Origin of the sequence: Thermosynechococcus vestitus BP-1 (genome assembly GCF_000011345.1) — a bacterium.
GTDB lineage: Bacteria > Cyanobacteriota > Cyanobacteriia > Thermosynechococcales > Thermosynechococcaceae > Thermosynechococcus > Thermosynechococcus vestitus.
This window is the reverse complement of the sequence record NC_004113.1, coordinates 738,791-761,484: the sequence shown is the minus strand read 5'-3', so window position 1 is coordinate 761,484 and position 22,694 is coordinate 738,791. Positions and strand designations below refer to the sequence as shown.

Genomic DNA, 22,694 nt, shown 5'->3' with positions numbered 1-22,694 from the left:
GCCAAAACAAAATCAGCAGAGGCAGGTGCATCTGACTGGCTGGACTGACTTGGATAGGGATCGCCCCCTGGGCAGCTTCCCTACTTTCACTATCCCACACCTAGTATGCTCAGATATCCCTCATTTCCCTGTGATCTTGACCACAGATAAGGTTAAATTTTGCTAATTTGCTAAACTTGTCCCTTAGCTTTGCAGACTACCGAGGGCGATCGCCCCCCACAATGCACTGCCCAAGCCAATGCGGTACCAGATAAAGACCCAAGTGGAATGGCGTTGGAGAAATTGCAATAGCCAAGCGATCGCCAGATAGGAAAAAACCATACTTGAGAGTGTCGCTATCACAAGGGGAATCAACAGCGTCCCCTCATCAAAGACATCTTTAGCTTGGACAAGGGTGGCGATCGTCAGGGTAGGAATGCCCAACAGAAAGGAAAAGCGCGCCGCTGTTGGCCGCTCTAGTCCCAAAGCTAGAGCTGCGGCTAGGGTGGAGCCTGAACGTGAAGCTCCCGGCAGCAGGGCAATCATCTGGCCACACCCCACTAGAAAGCCATCTAAAATGCCAATGTCTTGATAGGTGCGTTTACGGGAACCCCATTGTTCTGCCAGTCCCAAAAGAATCGCCATGGCGATCGCCATCGTGGCAATGATCTGAGGCCGATCCAACTCTACTTTGGCCAATTTTAGAAGGAGTCCTGCGGCTAATGCGGGAATCGTACCTACCGTAATACCAAGCAATAGCTTCCACTCTTCCCGCTGCCAATCCCGCCGCTGCCATGCCTGCCAAGACCCTTGGACAATTTGGTGAATATCCTGCCAAAAGTATCCCAAAACCGCAATTACACTACCAAACTGCATTGCATCTAGGGCCGTTTTATGCCAGATGCTTTTCCAGCCCAACAGGTCACTAAAGAGAATCAGGTGAGCGGTACTGCTAATGGGTAAAAACTCTGTCATGCCTTGCACCAAACCGAGGATGACTGCTTGTAGCCAGAGAATAATATCCACGTTTGTGTCTCAACCTTTGCAACCCCATGATCTTGCCATGAGTCGGTCAACAAGCTATCCTCGCCAAGATTTTGTAATAGATTGTAGAAACAGTCTTCGTTAAACGCAGCAGCACTGTTTTGCCGTTTTGCCAGTTTAGGCCTGTATGTCGGGTAACTTGGAAGCCGTTGAGCAGGAAATTTTAGGGTTGCAGGGGATGCTATTGACCGCATTGGCGGAAATGCGTCAGCTTTATGATGTTTACTTGGAGATGCTTGCCCCCATTGCCCGTCAGCAGTTGATCACCGTTAGTTATCAGGTGTGTACCCAAGTCTTTCCAGAGCAATTTTTGACCCTTGAGGCTCCAGAGCAGCAGGAACTGCAGCGTCAGATTGTTGAACTGGCGATCGCCCTGGAAAATACTATCCTCGGCCTACAGCCGCGCCGCCAAGACGAGCGAACTCCAGCCCAAGAGGCGGGGAATGGGGAAGAAGACGCAGAGTCAACGAAGGCACAGGAATCCCTCTCCCTACCGCAGCAATTGAGCCAAGTCCTTTATCAAAGTTCCCTCAAGATTAACCATCTGCTGCAACGGGCGGCTATCTTACCGCCTGCCCCAATTGCGGTAATTTTAGAGATTGCCAGTCAGGCGGAAAATCGTCCCCTAGGGCGGATTCCCCACCTGTTGACCATGATGTTAGATGAGCAGAAACTGCAAGAGGAAGGCCAACAGGAGCAAGATGCGAGTGAGTCCCCAAGGGAATCCGCCAGCCACCACCCCATGGCAGCCATTTACTTGAAACTTGAGGAACTGGAGTTTCAGCACCCCCCCCTCGCCAATCAACGCAGTCAAATTCGCCAACTGGAAGCGCGGCTGGCCACGTTGCAAAAGCAACTCCATAAAAAGCAGCGGCAATATTTGGTTCTCAAGGCCAGTCGAGCATGGTGGCAAACGTGGAAAGCCAATGACGCTGCAAATGGGACCGCGAGTGTTCCCGAAGCAATGGATGGTGAACCTTAGGTAAGGAGGCCGCCTGTGTCCCTTGACTGGCCACGCCTACAACGCGCCCTTGCCATTGAAACGGAGCGGGGTTTTTGTAACCTTCAGGGCAATACCTATCGGTTCAATGAGTATTTACACCAAGCGTTAACCCAAGCACCTCTGCAACAACTGCCTCCTCAGGTGCGCGATCGCTGGCAGGAAACAGCGGCCGCCTACGCCCGCTACGACGATCTGTCCCCTAGCCAACGCCAACACCTCGTGGTCACAACCCGCCAACTGCTCCACGATGTCCACCAACAACTGACCCGTTCAGCCCCAAGACCCCGTCCCCTCGATCAAGGGCTCAAAACCCTGCATGGGATTGGCGAACAGCTCCGCTGCGTCGTCGGCGATCGCACTGCGGCCCAATTGGCAAAACTCGGACTTTATACGGTTGCGGATCTCATTTATTACTTTCCTCGCGATCACATTGACTATGCCCGCCAAGTCCCGATTCGGCAACTCCAAGCTGGGGAGACCGTCACCCTTGTGGGTCAAGTCCGCCGCTGCAAGTGTTTTACCAGTCCCCGCAATGCCAAGCTAACCATCCTAGAAATTATTCTTCAAGATCGCACCGGCCAAATTCGCCTGACTCGTTTCTATGCCGGTGCCCGCTATGCCCAACGGGGATGGCAAGAACAGCAAAAGCGCCTCTATGCCCCCCAGACCCTTGTGGCCGCCTCTGGCCTCGTGAAGCAGACGAAGTACGGCCTCACCCTTGAGGAGCCAGAGTTGGAAGTGCTGGAGCATCCTGGGGCAGAAATAGACTCCCTCACCATTGGCCGGATTGTGCCCATCTATCCCCTGACGGAGGGGGTATCTCCCGATGTGATTCGCCGTGCGGTCGCTCGCGTTCTACCCTTGGTGCAGGGCTATCCTGATCCGCTGCCGCAGGCGCTATGCCAGCATCACCAACTCATTCCCCTAGACACGGCGCTGCGTTACATTCACTTTCCGCCAGATCAAACTCAACTGAGTCTGGCACGGCGGCGGCTGATTTTTGATGAATTCTTTTATCTGCAATTGGGGTTACTCCAACGGCGGCGACAGCAGCAACAGCAGGTCAGTGTCCCCCTCAAGCCCCAAGGGGAACTCATTGAACAGTTTTACCAACGGTTGCCCTTTCAGCTCACAGGGGCACAGCAGCGGGTGGTGGCGGAAATTTTGGCGGATTTAGAGCGGCCGATTCCCATGAATCGTCTTCTCCAAGGGGATGTGGGGTCAGGGAAAACCGTTGTGGCCGTGATTGCCCTATTGGCGGCAGTGCAGTCCGGCTACCAAGGGGCACTGATGGCGCCCACGGAGGTTCTGGCAGAACAGCACTATCGCAAGCTCTTTGAGTGGCTCACCCCCCTCCATGTGCCGGTGGAACTGCTCACGGGGTCTGTACGCACGGCCAAGCGACGCCAGATTCTCGATCAATTGGCAACGGGGGAATTGCCGGTGCTGGTGGGGACCCATGCTCTGATCCAAGAGGGGGTGAGGTTTCAGCGGCTCGGTCTAGTGGTGATTGATGAACAGCACCGCTTTGGGGTAGCGCAACGGGCGAAGCTACAGGCCAAGGGAGTCCTGCCCCATGTGCTGACCATGACGGCAACACCGATTCCCCGCACTCTTGCTTTGACTCTCCATGGAGATTTAGAGGTTAGTCAAATTGATGAGTTGCCCCCCGGTCGGCGGCCGATTCAAACAACCATCCTGGGACGGGGCGATCGCTGCTGTGCCTACGATTTAATCCGCCGTGAAGTTGCCCAAGGGCGTCAGGCCTACATTATCCTGCCTTTGGTTGAGGAATCGGAAAAACTGGATTTGAAATCGGCCATTGCCGAGCACCAGCGATTACAAACGGAGATTTTTCCCAATTTTCGGGTGGGACTCCTCCACGGTCGCATGGCATCTAGTGAGAAGGATGCAACGATTCAAGCCTTTGCCCAGGGGGAATTGGATATTCTTGTGGCTACCACGGTGGTGGAGGTGGGAGTAGATGTCCCCAATGCTACGGTGATGCTCATTGAACATGCTGAACGCTTTGGCCTATCGCAACTCCATCAACTGCGGGGACGGGTGGGGCGGGGTGCCCAACAGTCCTATTGTCTTCTGCTGCTCAATAGTGCTCGCAATGATGCTGCCAAGCAACGGCTGAATGTGCTGGCTCAGTCTCAGGATGGATTTTTTATTGCGGAGATGGATCTGCGGCTGCGGGGTCCAGGGGAGGTGTTGGGGACACGGCAATCGGGATTACCAGACTTTGCTCTGGCTAGCCTTGTTGAGGATCAAGATTGCCTAGAAGCGGCACGATCGGCGGCGAGTGAACTGATCGCACAGGATCCTGAGTTACGGAACTATCCTCTGCTGCAAGCAGTGCTCCAGCAACGGCGCGATCGCCTCCTCGAGACGATGATGAACTAAACTCCCGCCTTCAGGAGGAATATGTTAAATTTAGTTAAGAACCTGATAAAAAGCGCCGCCAATGAAAGTCTCTTGGAAAACTGTTCTCCTTTGGTCAATCCCCCTACTGCTCATTGGGATTCTCCTGTGGCAGGGGGTGAGCAACTTTATGCTCAATCAAAGCCAGCCTCCCCTGAATACCGCCAGTACGCGCATGAGCTATGGGCGATTCCTCAGCTATTTGGATGCGGGCCGCATTAGTAAAGTCGACATTTTCGATAATGGTCGCACCGCCATTGTGGATGTCTCTGATCCAGAATTGATTAACGGTCGCCCCCTGCGGGTACGGGTAGATATGCCGGGGACAGCGCCGGAAGTCATTAGTAAACTGCGCGAGCAGCACGTAGAAATTGATGTGCATCCGGCTCGCAATGATGGTGCCCTGTGGGGTCTCTTGGGTAATTTACTCTTTCCCATCTTGCTTTTGGGGGGACTCTTTTTCCTCTTCCGCCGCTCCAGCAATGTACCAGGGGGACCGGGCCAAGCGATCAACTTCGGCAAATCTCGTGCCCGCTTCCAAATGGAGGCCAAAACCGGCGTGATGTTTGACGATGTCGCTGGTGTCGATGAAGCCAAGGAAGAACTGCAAGAGGTGGTCACCTTCCTGAAGAAGCCGGAGAAATTTACAGCAGTCGGTGCTCGCATTCCCAAGGGGGTTCTGCTGGTGGGCCCTCCGGGCACTGGCAAAACGATGCTCGCCAAGGCGATCGCGGGTGAGGCAGGCGTCCCCTTCTTTTCCATCTCGGGTTCAGAATTTGTCGAGATGTTTGTTGGCGTCGGCGCTTCCCGCGTCCGCGATCTCTTCCGCAAAGCGAAAGAAAATGCCCCCTGCTTGATCTTTATCGATGAAATTGATGCCGTGGGTCGCCAGCGGGGTGCCGGGATTGGCGGTGGCAACGATGAGCGGGAGCAAACCCTCAACCAACTCCTCACAGAAATGGATGGCTTTGAGGGGAACACAGGCATCATTGTTATTGCTGCAACAAACCGTCCCGATGTTCTTGATGCAGCACTGTTGCGTCCCGGTCGCTTTGACCGTCAAGTCATTGTCGATGCCCCTGATATTAAGGGACGTTTGGCAATTCTCAAGGTGCACGCCCGCAACAAAAAACTGGCGCCCGAAGTGTCCTTAGAAGCCATTGCTCGCCGTACTCCCGGTTTTACCGGGGCGGATTTGGCCAACCTCCTCAATGAAGCAGCAATTCTCACGGCCCGTCGTCGCAAGCCGGCGATCACGATGCTGGAAATTGACGATGCCGTGGATCGGGTGGTTGCTGGTATGGAGGGCACACCCCTGATTGATGGCAAGAGCAAACGCCTTATTGCCTACCATGAAGTGGGCCATGCTATTGTCGGTACACTGCTCAAGGATCACGATCCGGTGCAAAAAGTAACCTTGGTGCCCCGTGGTCAAGCCCGTGGTCTTACTTGGTTCATGCCCTCAGAGGATTCAGGGCTGATCTCGCGATCGCAACTCATGGCGCGGATGGCCGGTGCTCTTGGCGGTCGGGCAGCTGAATACGTTGTCTTTGGCGATGCTGAAGTCACCACTGGCGCAGGCAATGATCTGCAACAGGTGACGGCAATGGCACGGCAAATGGTGACCCGCTTTGGGATGTCCGACCTTGGGCCACTGTCTTTAGAAACCCAAAATGGCGAAGTGTTCTTAGGGCGGGATTTGGTGTCTCGAACTGAATACTCCGAGGAAATTGCCGCTCGCATTGATGCCCAAGTGCGGGAACTGGTGCAGCACAGCTACGAACTGGCCATTAAGATCATTCGCGAAAACCGCGTCGTCATTGACCGTTTGGTGGATCTATTGGTGGAAAAAGAAACGATTGATGGTGAAGAGTTCCGTCAGATTGTTGCTGAGTACACCGTAGTTCCCGATAAAGAGCGATTTGTGCCCCAACTGTAGGGCAAACATGAGCTCTATCCCTGCTCCCCCAGTTACCCTGGGGGATTTTTTATCGACTAGGGCACCTCAACCTAACTTCAGGGAAGCCCGCGAGGAGAATGGCTCACTCTGGAGTTGAATTCCTACCCTTGAGCAAGGCAATCCACTCTTCCACTTGAGCTGCGGCAATCCCGCGACATCCCAATCCAAAGGCTAGGGCGATCGCCACTGCAATTGAGCCAAAGAGAAGGCCAAAGGCAAGGTTAACAATACTGGTGGCAACGCCCATGTGTTGGAGGGCCATGGCGCCCACAAAGGTCATGATGGCAATCCGAGCCGCTTGAGCGAGAAAACGGGCTTGGGAGGTTCCCGAACCGGCAAGAATCCGAAACGTCAAATTGGCAAAGTATAGACCCACTGCCAAGATGAGGATACCCACCAGTACCCGACCGAGAATGACCACAAGGGCACTCACAAAGGCGCTCAGGGCAGGGATATCGAGCACCTCCACGGCAGCGATCGCCCCAAAGAGAATCACCCCCACTAAAGTAACAATGCCAACCACTTCAGAGGGTTGGCGCCAATGAGGAGGACGCTCCCCAAGGGAACTGCCTTGAGGTTCTGTAGCCGTTGCAGGGGATGGTTCGATACCCAACCAGACCAACAGTTGATCAAACCCAATGGTTTGCAGGAAATTCTGCACCGCCTCCGCCACAAAGCGACCGATGACATAGGCCAAGATGAGAATAACTGCGGCTGTAAAAATTCTTGGCAATGCCGTCAGCACCTCATTAAGCATCGCCGTTGCCGGTGCCGTAATTGCTTGAATTTGCAGAGCCTCAAGGCTGGCGATCGCCGTCGGGATCAAAATGAGGACATAGACGATTGTACCAATAACCGTTGCTAAGGATTCACCCAGACTGGCTTGTCCTAGACCCAAACGCTGACCAATGCGCTGAATTCCCATGGCTGTCATCAAGTTAATAACCAAACTGCGGATAATTCGCGCAACAAACCAGCCAACAACAGCAATGATCACTGCCTTAAAGATAAAGGGCAATGTCCCTAGAATATCGTTCAAGAGATTTTGCACCGGCTGCAGGGAGCCCTCTAGATTCAGCACCCCTAAAATCAAGGGCAGGAAGAAGAGGAACACAAACCAGTAGAGGGTATTTCCCAACATCTCAGCCACAGACATTGTGGGAGCGCCCTCTTCGCGAGATTCCAGCGGTAGTGAGCGATCCAAATTGAGAGAGCGGGCAGACTGAGTCACGAGCATTTTTGATATCGTTGCTACGACCCAAGCCAGATCCAAAAGCAGAATAGCTACCCCTAGTTTTGGCAGGAAACTAAAAATTTGATTCAGAAAAGCATTGAGGGGCTGGGAAACGGTTGTGAGTCGCAGGGCATCCAAGAAGGCCACCACTCCCAGCAGAAAGATAATCCAAAAAACAGCTCCTGACAAAATTGCTGTTGGTGATAGGCCTTGTAGTGATTCATTCCCCCCCAAAAACTGGGTCAACCATTCATCGAGGCGCACCCGTTTCAAAATTGATTGTGTGACCCTTGCTAAAACAGTTGCAACAATCCAGCCAACGAACAACAACGCAACTGCAATCACCACCTGCACTAAAAGTGCACCCAAATTATTGAGACCCAAGGTGAAACTGGCTGAATTTTCGCCCACAACCTGGGGAAATTCGCCAACATCTTCTTGTGCTAATAACTGTTCAATATAGTTTTTGTACGGAAATGTAGAAATAGAGAATATGAATCTATCCTGCATTACTACTTTCTCCAGACAGAACAATTCAACCCTATCATAGCTCAGCAATAAAGTGAGCGTGTTAAAAATAGGTTATCAGTTCTTAGAATTATTGAGAGGGGTTGCAAGTTCATAACCTTTAGGGCAACACAGCAACCTTCTAAACCCCTTCTAAACAAAGAGATACAAAGGGATACAAAATTACAGTCAACTGTATTGATCTTGCGAAGGTGACAGCCTATTTAATCGTCTCCCAAGCAGTTTTGTTGCGCATCCGATCAACGAATTTATCACGCCTGTTGCCACAGCCTAAAGGTCACGATAGGAGAGTTGTTTGTGAATCAACCACTTATTATCGTCTCTCAAGGGATTTGCATACCTAATTAGTCAGGCAGTTTTGCCATCGGAAAAAAAATCCCCCACCAGGGGGCGGGGGACTCAAGAGAACTTAACGCAAGTCGATCAACCGAACTTGGCTGCCGTTGAAGCAATTAGGAAGGCAGCATAGGTCAAGATATAGCCAACGCTGAAGTGTGCCAAACCGACCAAACGGGCCTGAACAATCGACAGCGCCACAGGTTTGTCTTTCCAGCGCACCAAGTTGGCCAAGGGAGTCCGCTCGTGTGCCCACACCAGGGTTTCAATTAGCTCTTGCCAGTAGCCCCGCCAGCTAATCAGGAACATGAAGCCAGTGGCCCACACAAGGTGACCAAACAGGAACATCCATGCCCACACTGACAAGTTATTGGTGCCGAAGGGGTTGTAGCCATTAATGAGCTGGGATGAATTCAACCACAGGTAATCCCGTAGCCAACCCATGAGGTAGGTGGAGCTTTCATTGAACTGCGCCACGTTGCCTTCCCAGACACCGAGGTGTTTCCAGTGCCAGTAGAAAGTCACCCAGCCAATGGTGTTCAGCATCCAGAACATAGCCAGATAGAAGGCATCCCATGCGGAAATATCGCAGGTACCGCCGCGGCCAGGGCCATCGCAGGGGAAAGCATAGCCGAAGTCTTTCTTATCTGGCATCAGTTTGGAGCCACGGGCATCCAATGCACCCTTGACCAAAATCAGGGTGGTGGTGTGCAGACCTAGGGCAATGGCGTGGTGCACCAAGAAGTCCCCAGGACCAATTGTCAAAAACAGAGAGTTCGTGCCACTGTTGATGGCATCGAGCCAACCGGGTAGCCAGACGTTGCCATAGTTCGGCCAAGCAGTGCTGGCAATGCTATCGGGATTCGACAGCAATGTATCAAACCCATAGAGTAGTTTTCCGTGGGCTGCTTGAATGAACTGGGCAAACACCGGCTCAATCAGGATTTGCTTCTCAGGAGTACCAAAGGCCACCACCACATCGTTGTGGACATAGAGACCCAAGGTGTGGAAGCCCAAGAAGAGCGACACCCAGCTCAAGTGGGAAATGATCGCCTCTTTGTGTTGCAGCACCCGATCCAACACATTACCTTTATTTTGGGCTGGATCGTAGTCACGCACCAAGAAGATAGCACCATGGGCAAAGGCACCCACCATCAAGAAGCCAGCAATGTACTGGTGATGGGTGTAAAGGGCAGCCATCGTGGTATGGTCTTGGGCAATGAAGGCATAGGGTGGCAGCGAGTACATGTGTTGTGCCACCAAGGAAGTGATCACGCCCAAGCAGGCCAAGTGCCAGCCCAGTTGGAAGTGCAGTGAGTTGTTGTAGGTTTCATAGATGCCTTGGTGAGGCATGTTGAAGGGACCTTCCACCTTGGTGCCAAAGAAATCCTTGGCATCCATCATCTCTTTGATACTGTGGCCAATCCCAAACTGGGTGCGGTACATGTGACCTGCCACGATAAAGAGCACAGCAATAGCAAGGTGGTGGTGAGCCATATCCGTGAGCCACAGGGACTCTGTTTGGGGATGGAATCCACCCAGGAAGGTGAGAATCGCAGTGCCAGCACCCTGTGCCGTGCCAAAGACGTGGCTAGCCGTGTCAGGGTTTTGGGCATAGACGCCCCAGTTCCCCGTAAAGAAAGGTGCCAGACCGGCAGGGTGGGGCATGGTGCTCAGGAAATTATCCCAGCCCACATGCTGACCACGGGACTCAGGAATGGCTACGTGAATCAGGTGGCCTGCCCAAGCTAAGGAGCTAACCCCAAATAGACCTGCCAAGTGGTGGTTCAACCGCGATTCAGCATTTTTAAACCAAGAGAGGCTAGGACGGAATTTGGGTTGCAAGTGCAGCCAGCCAGCAAAGAGAGCCAGCGACGCCAGAATCAGCAGGAAGATGGCACCTTGATACAGGTCGCCGTTGGTGCGCATACCGATGGTGTACCACCAGTGATAGACACCAGAGTAGGCAATGTCCACAGGGTTAGAAGCCCCCGCTTGGGTGAAGGCGTCCACGGCCGCTTTACCAAATTGGGGATCCCAGATCGCATGGGCGATGGGACGGGTGTTGACAGGGTCTTGAACCCATTGCTCAAAGTTCCCCTGCCATGCAACGTGGAATAGGCTACCAGACACCCACAGGAAGATGATGGCCAGATGCCCAAAGTGGGAGGCAAAAATCTTTTGGTAAAGATTCTCCTCGGTCATGCCATCGTGGCTTTCAAAGTCATGGGCCATGGCGATGGCGTACCAAATCCGGCGTGTGGTCGGATCCTGTGCGAGGTCTTGGCTAAACTTCGGAAATTTAGTTGCCATAGTTGGTTATCTCCTCCTCGCCCCTATCCTACAGAAATAATCCGAGCTAGGAAGAATGCCCAGGTAGTGGCAATCCCCCCTAGGAGGTAATGGGCTACACCGACGGCACGGCCTTGAATGATACTCAAGGCACGGGGCTGAATGGCCGGTGCAACTTTTAGTTTGTTGTGGGCCCAAACAATGGACTCAATTAGCTCTTGCCAGTAGCCGCGGCCACTGAAGAGGAACATGAGGCTGAAGGCCCAAATGAAGTGAGCACCCAAGAACAACAAACCATAGGCGGATAGGGCTGAACCATAGGAGCCAATCACCTGAGAAGCTTGTGCCCACAGGAAATCCCGTAGCCAGCCATTAATGGTGATGGCACTTTGGGCAAAGTTACCGCCCGTGATGTGAGATACCGTACCATCGGGGGCAACAGTACCCCAGACATCCGACTGCATCTTCCAGCTAAAGTGGAAAATCACAACGGAGATGCAGTTGTACATCCAGAACAGACCCAAGAAGACGTGATCCCAACCGGAGACTTGGCAGGTGCCGCCACGACCGGGACCATCGCAGGGGAAGCGGAAGCCTAAGTTGGCTTTATCGGGAATCAGGCGAGAGCTGCGGGCAAAGAGTACGCCCTTCAGCAGAATCAGCACTGTCACATGAATGGTGAAAGCGTGAATATGATGCACCATGAAGTCGGCAGTTCCCAAGACAATGGGCATCATGGCCACTTTGCCACCGACAGCAACCACATCACCCCCAAAGGCGACACTAGCCGTCGCTGCTGCATTGGGAGCAGTACCACCGGGGGCTAGGGTATGTAAATTTTGCACCCATTGGGCAAACACGGGCTGAAGCTGAATCCCCGTATCGGAGAACATATCTTGGGGACGACCGAAGGCCCGCATCGTGTCGTTGTGGACGTACAGACCGAAGCTGTGGAAGCCCAAGAAGATGCACACCCAGTTCAGGTGAGAAATGATGGCATCGCGATGGCGCAGAACCCGATCCAAAACGTTGTTCTGATTCATGGCCGGATCGTAGTCACGCACCATGAAGATGGCACCATGGGCAGCACCCCCCACGACCAGGAAGCCACCAATCCACATGTGGTGGGTAAACAGCGACAGTTGAGTTGGATAGTCGGTGGCCAAGTAGGGATAGGGGGGCATTGCATACATGTGCTGTGCCACAATAATGCTCAGGGAGCCCATCATGGCAAGGTTGATCGCCAGTTGGGCATGCCAAGAGGTGGTCAGCACTTCATAGAGACCTTTATGGCCAGCACCTGTGAAGGGGCCTTTGTGGGCTTCAAGGATTTCTTTTAGGCTGTGGCCGATCCCCCAATTGGTGCGGTACATATGACCAGCAATGATGAAGAGGACGGCGATCGCCAGATGGTGGTGAGCCGTATCCGACAGCCACAGGCCACCGGTAACAGGATTCAAGCCACCGTTAAAGGTGAGGAAATCCGAGTAGGCAGCCCAATTAAAGGTGAAAAAGGGAATAACACCACTAAAGAAACCCCAATCCACTTTGGGATATAGCTCGGCCATCAAGCTGGGGTTAAGGATAAACTCGTGGGGCAAGGGAATATCCTTAGCAGCGACCCCTGCATCCAAAAGTTTGTTGATGGGTAGTGAGACGTGGATCTGGTGACCTGCCCAAGCCAAAGATCCCAAGCCAAGTAAACCGGCAAGGTGGTGGTTGAGCATCGATTCCACGTTTTGGAACCATTCCAGCTTAGGAGCGCGCTTGTGATAGTGGAACCAGCCTGCAAAGAGCATTAAGCCAGCCATGACCAAGCCACCGATTGCGGTGCAGTAAAGCTGGAACTCATTGGTGATCCCAGAGGCACGCCACAGTTGGAATAGCCCCGAGGTGATTTGGATGCCGTGGAAACCACCGCCGACATCACCATTGAGAATGCCCTGACCCACAATGGGCCAGACCACTTGAGCACTGGGCTTGATACCGGTGGGATCGGCCAGCCAAGCCTCATAGTTTGAGAATTTTGCACCGTGGAAGTACATCCCACTCAGCCAGATGAACACCACAGCCAGATGGCCGAAGTGTGCACTGAAGATTTTGCGGGAGATATCTTCAAGGTCGCTCGTGTGTGTATCAAAATCGTGGGCAAGAGCATGGAGGTTCCAAATCCATGTGGTGGTTTGGGGTCCTCTGGCCAACGTGCGGTCAAAATGCCCGGGTTTTGCCCATTTTTCAAAAGATGTGGGCACCGGGTCATTATCAACCACGACTCTGACCTTTGGCTCTCGCTCCGGTGGACTGATGGTCATCGAGTCTCTCCTCTCTCTTAGGCAAGGAAGGAACGAGGGCACTCACCTCGAGAATCTAGAAAGATCTTTAGATCAATGATTGTGAAGAATCGTGAATCTAAAGACCCACAATGGAAGAATAAAGACCGTTCAGGAGGCGAATGCTCAATTCAGCATTATAGAAGGGGAGCACAGACTTTGCCGATAATTAACATTATTTAAGATGCTTGAATTCTTGACATGATTGTGGGGGTATAAATGCATAATATAGGGGCTATCATATCCATTGATTCGACACGGGTAGATGTGGCTCAATCCCCTGTAGAATGAGGACTTGGGGCGATCGCGCCCTGGATGTAATTCTTTTAAGTTTTTAAGTTTTATGACAAAAGTGATTATTTATACCACTGATGCGCCTATGCCCGTTGGTCCCTATAGTCAAGCGGTGCGGCAAGGGGAATGGGTCTTTCTTGCGGGTCAAATTGCCCTTGATCCAAAAACGGGCGAGATTGTCGGTGGCGAAGATGTCAAGGAGCAAACCCGCCAAGTAATGGAGAACCTCAGGGCTGTTCTCAAGGCCGCTGGCAGCGATTGGTCACAGGTGGTGAAAACAACCGTGTATCTCGCCGACCTCAATGACTTCGGAGCCATGAATGAAATCTATGCTCAGTACATGGATGCTGAGGCCGCGCCTGCCCGTGCCTGTGTGGAGGTATCACGGCTACCGAAGGGGGTCAAGGTTGAAATTGACTGCATTGCCTACTGTCCTACAACGGTCTAACAGCAATCACTGAAGCGCGGAAGTTATATTCTTTGCCCTCTAGTTCTACGGGCGTCCCTACCTTGATGGCAGTATTCCCTAGTACAGGGCCATTGTTAGTAATTTGGCCTCGGCCTTCGAGGGTCAAGAGCAGGTTGCTACTAAAGGCCATCTCTGGGCGGGGATCTGGCAGGGCTTTAACCGACCCATCGGGCTGGGAAACAGTAACCGTGCGCGGCAGCACCTGGACATTTTTCACAGTGATTTGGCCGTAGGGCTGGTTACGAATAATAAAGTTGGCGGTACTGCCCTTGGGAATCAGGTCTTGGGGAGTGGGGGTACTCAGGCCCAGAACAAGCACATCTACTTCAATGGGTTGTGCAGCGGTCATTTGTGCCAAGGAGGTGCCCGATCGCCCCGGCAGGAGGAATAACCCCGCTAAGACACACAGGAGAATCAGCCCTGCCCCCAGGTCTAAAAGACTCACCTTGCCAAAAAGGCGGCCATAGCGATCAATGAGTTTCATCGGCACTCTCGCTTAAACCCGCAGCAAGATTCTATCACACAGGTTCTCCCTCACTGGCTTGCCCAAGCCAGAGTTCCCCTTGGGTGCCCTGCTCCCTTGGGCGGCCAGGCGATGGTTGTGAAGTATTCTTGGGCGCCTTAAAGTAACTCCTGCGGTTGAGTCTGCTGCCAATAATAGAGCCATCCCTCATCGCCACTAGAAACAAAGCCCTGACCGTGGGGATGAATAGGGAGAGCACCCACAGTGCGACGGTGCAGATTGAGCACTTGGGGTTGCCAGATACTTTTATCTTCACTGAGGTGCCAGAGGATAATCCCCTCTTGACTGAGGAGCTGGGGGGCTTGGTTGGTGGTCTCTAACCAATGCAGGTTCCGAACTTTACTGGGAAAGCCCTGCATCTGCCACAGATACTGATCGCCCGAACGCCAGACAAAAAGGGTGTGGTCCATGTTGCCGGCTGCACAATACTCCCCTGTGGCTGACCAAGCTACGCCGCCCACCGCTGACATCAATCCTAATTCTTGGGGATCGGCGTCCCAATCCTTAGTCGACCACAGCCCTACACCGCCATAACCCGCAACGGCCAAAGCGTCACCCGTAGGTTGCCAAGCCAAAGCAGAACTGAGGAGGCTTCAAAATCAAGGGTGGCAATGACATCCGCTTGAGCCACATCCCAAACCTGGATGTGGTGACCAAGACTAAAGGCAACCCACGGCAAGGTTGGATGCCAAGCGAGTTGATCAATCCAGTGGGAACCGTAGTGGAGCACCTGAGGATTTTCTGTGCCAGCTAAGGAACCAATGAGCACCCGTCCCTGCTGCCCGGCCGCTGCCCACCATTGGCGATCGCTCGACACTGCGAGGATTGTTAAGGTTTAATCGATCGCCGTTTGCAGGATGAGCTGCTCACCCACCTCTGGATCAATGTGATATAGCTCTCCTGTAGCTGAAGCAGCCAACAGATGGCGATCGCGACCGGCCAAGGCAGTGACATCTTCTTGGAGTTGGGTTTGTCCTAGGGGGATAAGGAAATTCACTAGTTGCACCCCTAGTGGAGGGTCTGGACGTTGGCACCGATGTAGAAGATATCCTTGTCCTTGAGGTCTTTTTCCTTGATGGGGCGATCGCCATAGACCAGACCTAGCTTACTGTCCAAATCACGGATGCGATAACCTGTATCCGTCTTAACAATTTCAAAGTGACGCCGCGAAATGGTCGGATAGGAAATCACAATCTTATTGTGGAGCGATCGCCCTACCCGCACCTTAGGTTGTAGGAGCGGCAACTCCTCCACAGAAGCAGGCCTACTCATTTGCCACAAAGGGGATGATTCTTGATCCGAGGCTAAAACCGTTGCCTCATTGGTAGGGGATGCCATAGGACACAGGCTCTCCACACTGACGGTTCCCCTTTACCAAACAGGTCTGCTTTAGTCTTGTGGCAGACCTAGACTAAACCGTTACGGAGGGCAACAACTGCCGCCTGCACCCGGTCATCCACCGCCAACTTGTTCAAAATACCGCGCACATGGGTCTTGACCGTATTTGGACTCAAAAACAGTTTGCCGGCAATTTCAGGATTACTGTAACCTTCCACCATTAGCTTCAGGACATCCAGTTCCCGCTGTGAAAGGTGATAGTCCATTGTCGGTTGGGGAGAATGCAGGTGCTGGATGACGTGGCGAGCAATCTGGGGATCAAGATAGGTGGCTCCCTCTTGGGCCGCCGCGATCGCCATCAGTAATCGCTCAATCCTTTCCCCCTTGATACAGTAGGCGTCGGCACCACTAGAAAGGGCAGCAACGGCTTCAAGGGCCGATTGGTGAGAGGTGAGCATCACCACACGAATGTCAGGAAATTCTCGCTTCAGCCGTTGGGTCGCTGCAATCCCATCTAGCCTGGGTAGGCCAATGTCCATAACTATCACTTGCGGCTGTAATTGCCGTGTCAAATCAATGGCGCCATAGCCATCTTCGGCATAACCCACCACAGCAAACTGCTCTCCTAGGGCTTGTCCTAGCCCGAGTTGCATCATTGGGTCATCTTCAACAATCAGGAGCCGCAGCTTGGGTGCCATGGTGGGCGCAGAAGTGCATTAACCAAGACCCGGAACGTTCAAGCTACCTGTCAACTCTTCCATCCGTTCCCGCATAGTGGCAGTAGATTTTTGGTACGCATCGCGCATGGCGGCTGTCACCAAGTCGGAGAGCACTTCAGCCCCTTCACTCAGGAGATCGGGGCTGATCTCAACGCGGCGGGGTTCTTGGGTGCCACTCATAATCACTTTCACGGCACCCCCCGCGGCTTGACCCTCAATATCCATTCTTTCAAGGTCTTCCTGAAGCTTCTTGGCGCCCTCTTGAACTTGCTGCGCTTTTTGGATAGCGGCGGCCAGCTCTTTCATTTTGCCAAGGCCGAAGCCAAAACCCTGTCCCTGTGCCATAGTGTTCTCTCTATACAGTGCGGACTATTGACTGCTATCTTATCACTGTCTTGATGAGGGATCAGCGAGCTGCACGGGCAAGGGCATTGTAGAGACCATTGAGGACGGGAGGGGAAGGGAGGGGTGGCGAGTTCTCGAAAATTTGCATCGGGGTCAGGTTGGAGCGGCCATAGAAGCGAGTACTGGCGCTACGGTCAAAACTAATCTTGGCACCCTCAAGGGCAACGCCGGCAAAAAGACCTGCACTGCGGGTGTAGGAAAAGACTTGGGGACTAGGGTCTGTAGGACTGACAACTTCTCCACCCACGGGGCCTGCGGCCACGGAGACATTGCCCCCTAAGCGAAAGGACTGCGCCAAGCTGCGCATGACGACGGATTTATCCATGAAGGCCAGCACGACATCCGTGGCTTGGGCGCCGATTTGCAGGCCAAAGCTCCCACCGGTCATTGTAATAAAAGCAGGCTGACTCCATTGGTTCTTCTCATTGCGCACAAGCAGAATGCCGGCACCACGCCGACCACCAAAGATAAAGCCAGCTTGAACCACATTGGGAATAATGGCAATCCCTTGGGCACGCTGGACAATTGTTGGGGGAATGCGATTGCTGCTATTGAATGTAAACTCGCCGAGGACAAATGTGGCGTTTTCGACCCGCTGCACCATGCGCGAATCAGGGGCATTTTGGCCAAGGGTAGTATGGGGGATAAAAATCAGGGCGATCGCCCCCCCAATGACAGACCCTAGCCGGTGCAAGCGTCCCATGACAAAACGCAATTCCATCGCGGTCTCCCTCATCGCTGCCTCAATGTATCCTTAGACGGGCGAGCCTTTCTTGCTTGTTCCATGACTACAGCTCTTTTCACAAGGCGGCAAGAGGCACAACGCTGTCGAAGCCACTGTCAGCGCTCATCAACAGAACATTTCATTTTTGTTAGTGTCCCCCCTGCTTCAGGGAAGGGCTGTCATTATGTCTGGCGGCAAAGCTAGAGAACATCCGTTTTTTAATTTTCTGTAGCTAGTACCCCTCGTTGCTTACTTGTCAGGTCCCGCATCATTATATTCCCAGAAGTCGTGCTAAACTCTTCGAAGCGTACCGGCTCCTTGAGTGCTTGTTCCAAGGTCGGAAAGCGTTCAACGATGGAGTATCACCATGCCACGTATTCATGCCAACGCCCGAACGACACCCCGAATTCGCCGTGAAATCCAACAAGCACCGGCTTCGATCAGTCATCGCGAGCTTGCCAGACGTTACGGGATCCACCGGCACACGGTAGCGAAATGGCGTAAGCGCGCAACCGTTGAAGACAAAAGCACCCGCCCGCACCGCCTGCAAACGACGCTTACGGAAGCGCAAGAGCTTGTGATCGTTGAGGTGCGTAAGCTCCTTTTGCTGCCTCTTGATGACCTTCTCGTTCTTGCCCGGACGTTCCTCAACCCCAATCTGAGCCGCTCAGCGCTGGATCGCTGCCTGCGTCGCCACGGAGTCTCGAACCTCAGGATACTGCAAAAGGAACGCGAAAGCCTCGAAGGCAGTCCCAAAAGCACCACGCGGCAGTTCAAAGCGTACGCACCTGGGTTCATCCACATCGACGTCAAATACCTGCCACAAATGCCGGATGAGGAGCAGCGCCGCTACCTCTTTGTCGCGATTGATCGGGCAACGCGCTGGGTCTATTTGGCAATCCACGAGGAGAAGAGCGCAGAATCGGCAACGCGCTTTCTTGCAAATGTCCTTGCCAACGCTCCTTTCGTGGTGCGTACGGTGCTGACTGATAACGGCAAGGAGTTTACCGACCGTTTCTCCTCCGCAGGCGAACGCCAACCCACGGGACACCATCCGTTTGATCAGCTCTGTCGTGAAAAGCGCATCACCCATCGGCTCATCCAACCCCGCCATCCGCAAACCAACGGGATGGTGGAACGCTTCAACGGCCGCATTGCGGAGATTCTGCGCGCTGAACGCTTTGTCTCGGCAGCCGACTTGCAAGAGACGCTCACGCGATACCTTTGGGCGTACAATCACCGCATTCCCCAACGCGTTTTGGGCCACATGACTCCCATTGAGAAACTGCGATGGTGGCAAACTGAGCGACCAGACCTCTTCGTTTCAAGGGTAGATAATGTCACGGGTCTTGACACTTACTAAAAGGGATATGGCAGAATGTAGAGGGTTTTGCTTGCACTAGCGATTCATACCTATTTGGTTTTCTAGGCAGGCAGCTCTCATGGAAAGTTAGGTAGCACGCATGGAACCCCTGTATCAATACGCTTGGCTGATTCCCGTTTTACCCCTCTTGGGAGCGCTGATTGTTGGCTTTGGCTTGATTGCCTTCTCAGAGACCACCTCGAAACTGCGGCGACCCAGTGCCATTTTCATCATGGCGTTGATGGCGATCGCCATGGGGCATTCCCTGACTCTTTTCTGGAGCCAAGTCCAAGGCCATCTCCCCTATACACAAATGATTGAATGGGCAGCGGCGGGCAATCTCCACATTGCCATGGGATACGTGATTGACCCCTTAGCAGCATTGATGTTGGTCATCGTCACAACGGTGGCCTTTTTAGTCATGCTCTACAGCGATGGCTACATGGCCCATGATCCGGGCTACGTGCGCTTTTTTGCCTACTTGAGCTTGTTTGGTTCCTCAATGCTGGGGTTGGTGGTCAGTCCCAACTTGGTGCAGGTTTACATCTTTTGGGAACTAGTGGGGATGTGTTCCTACCTGCTAATTGGCTTCTGGTATGACCGCAAAAGCGCCGCAGAAGCTGCACAAAAAGCCTTTGTCACCAACCGAGTTGGGGACTTTGGGCTCCTGTTGGGAATGGTGGGTCTGTTTTGGGCAACCGGCACATTTGACTTTGCCGGGATGGGCGATCGCCTGACGGAACTGGTCAATACGGGGCTACTTTCCCCTAGTCTTGCCGCCATTCTTGCTATCTTGGTCTTTCTAGGACCAGTGGCCAAATCTGCCCAATTTCCCCTGCACGTGTGGCTACCGGATGCCATGGAGGGTCCGACACCCATTTCCGCCTTGATTCACGCAGCAACCATGGTGGCAGCGGGGGTCTTCCTGATTGCGCGGATGTTCCCTGTGTTTGAGCAATTGCCCCAAGTCATGACGACCATTGCTTGGACGGGTGCCTTTACGGCGTTTATGGGGGCAACGATTGCCATCACCCAAAACGACATCAAAAAGAGCTTGGCCTATTCCACCATTTCCCAACTGGGGTACATGGTTATGGGGATGGGGGTAGGTGCTTACAGTGCTGGCCTCTTTCACCTGATGACCCATGCCTACTTCAAAGCGATGCTCTTCCTTGGATCGGGGTCAGTGATTCACAGCATGGAAGGGGTGGTTGGCCATAACCCAGACTTGGCCCAGGATATGCGCTATATGGGCGGTCTGCGCAAGTATATGCCGATTACGGGGGCAACGTTTCTAGTGGGGTGCTTGGCGATTTCTGGCGTGCCTCCCTTTGCCGGCTTTTGGTCGAAGGATGAAATTTTAGGTGCCGTCTTTCATGCCAACCCAGCAATGTGGCTGCTGACGTGGCTCACGGCTGGCTTAACCGCTTTTTACATGTTCCGCATGTACTTCATGACCTTTGAGGGCAAGTTCCGCAATGTGCCCCCAGAGCGACAGGAGCATCATGATCACCATAGCCACCACGCTGCCGTACCCCATGAATCTCCTTGGACGATGACACTGCCTTTGGTGGTTCTAGCGATTCCCTCAACCTTGATTGGTTTTGTGGGCACTCCCTTCAACAATCTCTTTGAAGTCTTTATCCATGCCCCTGGTGAGGAGAAGGTGGCGGAGCACGCGGTGGATTTGACGGAGTTCCTTATCCTTGGGGGTAGCTCTGTGGGGATTGGTCTGATGGGCATCACTGTGGCCTACCTGATGTACCTCAAGGGCACCCCCAGTCCGCAGGCGATCGCCAAAGCCATTCAACCGCTGTACCAGTTCTCACTGCATAAGTGGTATTTTGATGAACTCTATGAAGCGGTCTTTATCAAAGGCTGTCGGCGCTTGGCACGTCAGGTTTTGGAAGTGGACTACAACGTCGTTGATGGCGTGGTTAACCTCACGGGTTTTGTCACGATGGTCACCGGTGAAGGGCTGAAATACTTGCAAAATGGCCGTGCCCAATTCTACGCCCTCATTGTGCTGCTGGCGGTGTTGGGATTTGTCATCTTCTCAGTGCAAACCTAACCCTGCTGATGCTGCTTTCCCAACTGCTGGAGGAGTAATACAACTGCCATGAGTACGTTTCCTTGGCTGACAACAATTATCCTGTTTCCCATTGTGGCTGCCTTGGCGATTCCCTTCATTCCAGATCCTACGGGCAAAGGCCGCCCCATCCGCTGGTATGCCCTGGCGGTGGGGTTGATTGACTTTGCCTTGATTGTCTATGCCTTCACCAATTTCTATGACCTAAACACCCCCGGCATGCAACTGTGGGAAAGCTATGACTGGATTCCCGAAATTGGCCTGCGCTGGTCAGTGGGGGCCGATGGGCTCTCAATGCCCCTGATTTTACTCACGGGCTTTATTACGACGCTGGCGATTTTGGCGGCTTGGCCAGTCACCCTGAAACCGCGACTGTTTTACTTTTTGATGCTGGCGATGTACGGTGGCCAGATTGCTGTTTTTGCCGTCCAGGATATGCTGGTGTTTTTCCTGGCGTGGGAACTGGAACTCATTCCCGTGTACCTGCTCTTGGCAATTTGGGGCGGCCACAAGCGTCAATACGCGGCAACAAAGTTTATTCTCTACACCGCCGGTAGTTCCCTTTTTATTTTGGTGGCGGGCTTGGCGATGGCCTTCTATGGCGACACCGTCAGCTTTGATATGCAAACCTTGGCGGCCAAGGACTATGCCCTTGGTTTTCAACTGCTGGTCTATGCAGGGTTTTTGGTGGCCTATGGCGTCAAGCTGCCGATTGTCCCCCTACATACATGGCTGCCGGATGCCCACGGTGAAGCAACAGCGCCAGTGCACATGCTCCTGGCGGGGATTCTCCTGAAGATGGGAGGCTATGCCCTAATTCGCATGAATGTGGATATGCTGCCGGCAGCCCATGCCAAGTTTGCCCCCGTTTTGGTGATTTTGGGGGTTGTGAATATCATCTATGCGGCGTTGACCTCCTATGCTCAGCGGAATCTCAAGCGCAAAATTGCCTACTCTTCGATTTCCCACATAGGCTTTGTCCTGATTGGAATTGCCTCCTTTACCAACTTGGGTATGAGTGGGGCGGTACTGCAAATGGTCTCCCACGGGTTGATTGGCGCGAGCCTCTTCTTCTTGGTGGGGGCTACCTATGACCGTACCCACACACTGATTCTGGAGGAAATGGGCGGTGTTGGCCAGAAAATGAAGAAAATTTTTGCCATGTTTACCGCCTGCTCCTTGGCCTCCCTTGCTTTGCCGGGGATGAGTGGCTTTGTGGCTGAGCTGATGGTCTTTATTGGCTTTGCCACCAGTGATGCCTATTCTTTGCCCTTCCGTGTGATTGTGGTCTTTTTGGCAGCGGTGGGGGTCATCCTGACACCGATTTATCTGCTCTCGATGCTGCGGGAAATTTTCTACGGCCCCGAAAACAAGGAACTGGTTGAGCATGAGGCCCTTGTGGATGCTGAACCCCGTGAAGTGTTTATCATTGCCTGTCTGTTGGTGCCGATTATTGGCATTGGCCTCTATCCCAAGCTATTGACGCAAATTTACGATGCCACGACCGGTCAGGTGATTGCGCGGGCACGGGAGGTGCTACCGACCCTGGCTCAGCAGACGGAGCAGCCCCTGGGGATTCTGCCGATGGTGGCACCGCAACTCAAGGCCAATGCCCAGTAAGTTGGCTGTGCTTGGGG

The 22,694-nt window shown here is 53.3% G+C and carries 19 protein-coding genes; 7 read left to right on the top strand and 12 right to left on the bottom strand.

The features are described from left to right. Positions 1-183: 183 nt before the first annotated feature. Complete coding sequence (locus TLL_RS03745; protein ID WP_011056584.1) at positions 184-1,005, bottom strand: undecaprenyl-diphosphate phosphatase; 822 nt, start codon at positions 1,003-1,005, stop codon at positions 184-186. Positions 1,006-1,150: 145 nt separating this feature from the next. Here TLL_RS03745 and TLL_RS03740 point away from each other — a divergent pair, with 145 nt between their 5' ends. The 3 genes from TLL_RS03740 to ftsH2 all read left to right on the top strand — a co-directional run bounded on the left by TLL_RS03740 (position 1,151) and on the right by ftsH2 (position 6,392). Next, complete coding sequence (locus tag TLL_RS03740; RefSeq protein WP_011056583.1) at positions 1,151-2,005, top strand: hypothetical protein; 855 nt, start codon at positions 1,151-1,153, stop codon at positions 2,003-2,005. Between the two features lie 15 nt (positions 2,006-2,020). After that, complete coding sequence (gene recG / locus TLL_RS03735; protein ID WP_011056582.1) at positions 2,021-4,435, top strand: ATP-dependent DNA helicase RecG; 2,415 nt, start codon at positions 2,021-2,023, stop codon at positions 4,433-4,435. Positions 4,436-4,496: 61 nt separating this feature from the next. Continuing rightward, a complete protein-coding gene (ftsH2, locus tag TLL_RS03730; RefSeq protein ID WP_011056581.1) occupies positions 4,497-6,392 on the top strand; it encodes an ATP-dependent zinc metalloprotease FtsH2 in 1,896 nt (631 codons plus the stop codon). 103 nt (positions 6,393-6,495) lie between these two features. Here the strand turns inward: ftsH2 and TLL_RS03725 are convergent, their stop codons facing one another. From TLL_RS03725 to psaA, 3 genes are all read right to left on the bottom strand, one after another. Then, complete coding sequence (locus TLL_RS03725; protein WP_011056580.1) at positions 6,496-8,157, bottom strand: mechanosensitive ion channel; 1,662 nt, start codon at positions 8,155-8,157, stop codon at positions 6,496-6,498. A 441-nt stretch (positions 8,158-8,598) separates the two neighbouring features. Next, entirely contained in the window at positions 8,599-10,824 is a 2,226-nt protein-coding gene (psaB, locus tag TLL_RS03720; protein WP_011056579.1) for a photosystem I core protein PsaB, read from the bottom strand. A gap of 23 nt (positions 10,825-10,847) precedes the next feature. Further along, a complete protein-coding gene (psaA, locus tag TLL_RS03715) occupies positions 10,848-13,115 on the bottom strand; it encodes a photosystem I core protein PsaA (RefSeq protein WP_164920748.1) in 2,268 nt (755 codons plus the stop codon). Between the two features lie 361 nt (positions 13,116-13,476). On the opposite strand from psaA, the gene TLL_RS03710 reads away from it, so the two are divergent. After that, positions 13,477-13,875 (top strand): RidA family protein, encoded by a 399-nt coding sequence (locus TLL_RS03710; protein WP_011056577.1) that lies wholly within the window; start codon positions 13,477-13,479, stop codon positions 13,873-13,875. Here the strand turns inward: TLL_RS03710 and TLL_RS03705 are convergent. The 8 genes from TLL_RS03705 to TLL_RS03670 form a co-directional block, all read right to left on the bottom strand. After that, on the bottom strand, positions 13,862-14,380 hold the full coding sequence (locus tag TLL_RS03705; protein ID WP_164920747.1) for a DUF4330 domain-containing protein: 519 nt from the start codon (positions 14,378-14,380) through the stop codon (positions 13,862-13,864). The genes TLL_RS03710 and TLL_RS03705 overlap by 14 nt on opposite strands. 137 nt (positions 14,381-14,517) lie before the next feature. After that, positions 14,518-14,967: a WD40 repeat domain-containing protein gene (locus tag TLL_RS03700; RefSeq protein WP_164920746.1), complete on the bottom strand. Its 450-nt coding sequence runs from the start codon at positions 14,965-14,967 to the stop codon at positions 14,518-14,520. Beyond that, the gene (locus tag TLL_RS03695; protein WP_011056574.1) at positions 14,940-15,236 is read right to left on the bottom strand and encodes a hypothetical protein; all 297 of its coding nucleotides are present in this window, start codon (positions 15,234-15,236) and stop codon (positions 14,940-14,942) included. Before TLL_RS03695 ends, TLL_RS03700 begins: the two co-directional genes overlap by 28 nt. 18 nt (positions 15,237-15,254) lie before the next feature. After that, positions 15,255-15,416 (bottom strand): hypothetical protein, encoded by a 162-nt coding sequence (locus TLL_RS03690; protein ID WP_164920745.1) that lies wholly within the window; start codon positions 15,414-15,416, stop codon positions 15,255-15,257. An 11-nt stretch (positions 15,417-15,427) separates the two neighbouring features. Continuing rightward, complete coding sequence (locus tag TLL_RS03685) at positions 15,428-15,757, bottom strand: FHA domain-containing protein (protein WP_164920744.1); 330 nt, start codon at positions 15,755-15,757, stop codon at positions 15,428-15,430. Positions 15,758-15,825: 68 nt separating this feature from the next. Further along, positions 15,826-16,455 (bottom strand): response regulator, encoded by a 630-nt coding sequence (locus TLL_RS03680; RefSeq protein WP_011056571.1) that lies wholly within the window; start codon positions 16,453-16,455, stop codon positions 15,826-15,828. An 18-nt stretch (positions 16,456-16,473) separates the two neighbouring features. Next, positions 16,474-16,821 carry a YbaB/EbfC family nucleoid-associated protein gene (locus TLL_RS03675; protein ID WP_011056570.1) on the bottom strand — a complete coding sequence of 116 codons (348 nt, stop codon included), beginning with the start codon at positions 16,819-16,821 and terminating at the stop codon, positions 16,474-16,476. Between the two features lie 61 nt (positions 16,822-16,882). After that, entirely contained in the window at positions 16,883-17,602 is a 720-nt protein-coding gene (locus TLL_RS03670; RefSeq protein WP_231833821.1) for a lipid-binding SYLF domain-containing protein, read from the bottom strand. Between the two features lie 370 nt (positions 17,603-17,972). On the opposite strand from TLL_RS03670, the gene TLL_RS03665 reads away from it, so the two are divergent. The 3 genes from TLL_RS03665 (at position 17,973) to ndhD1 (ending at position 22,677) form a co-directional block, all read left to right on the top strand. Further along, positions 17,973-18,968, top strand: a complete 996-nt coding sequence (locus tag TLL_RS03665) for an IS481-like element ISTel1 family transposase (RefSeq protein ID WP_165442176.1) — start codon at positions 17,973-17,975, stop codon at positions 18,966-18,968. Positions 18,969-19,068: 100 nt separating this feature from the next. After that, entirely contained in the window at positions 19,069-21,039 is a 1,971-nt protein-coding gene (locus TLL_RS03660) for an NAD(P)H-quinone oxidoreductase subunit 5 (protein WP_011056567.1), read from the top strand. Between the two features lie 48 nt (positions 21,040-21,087). Continuing rightward, complete coding sequence (ndhD1, locus tag TLL_RS03655; RefSeq protein ID WP_011056566.1) at positions 21,088-22,677, top strand: photosynthetic/respiratory NAD(P)H-quinone oxidoreductase subunit D1; 1,590 nt, start codon at positions 21,088-21,090, stop codon at positions 22,675-22,677. The last annotated feature ends 17 nt before the right edge of the window (positions 22,678-22,694 follow it).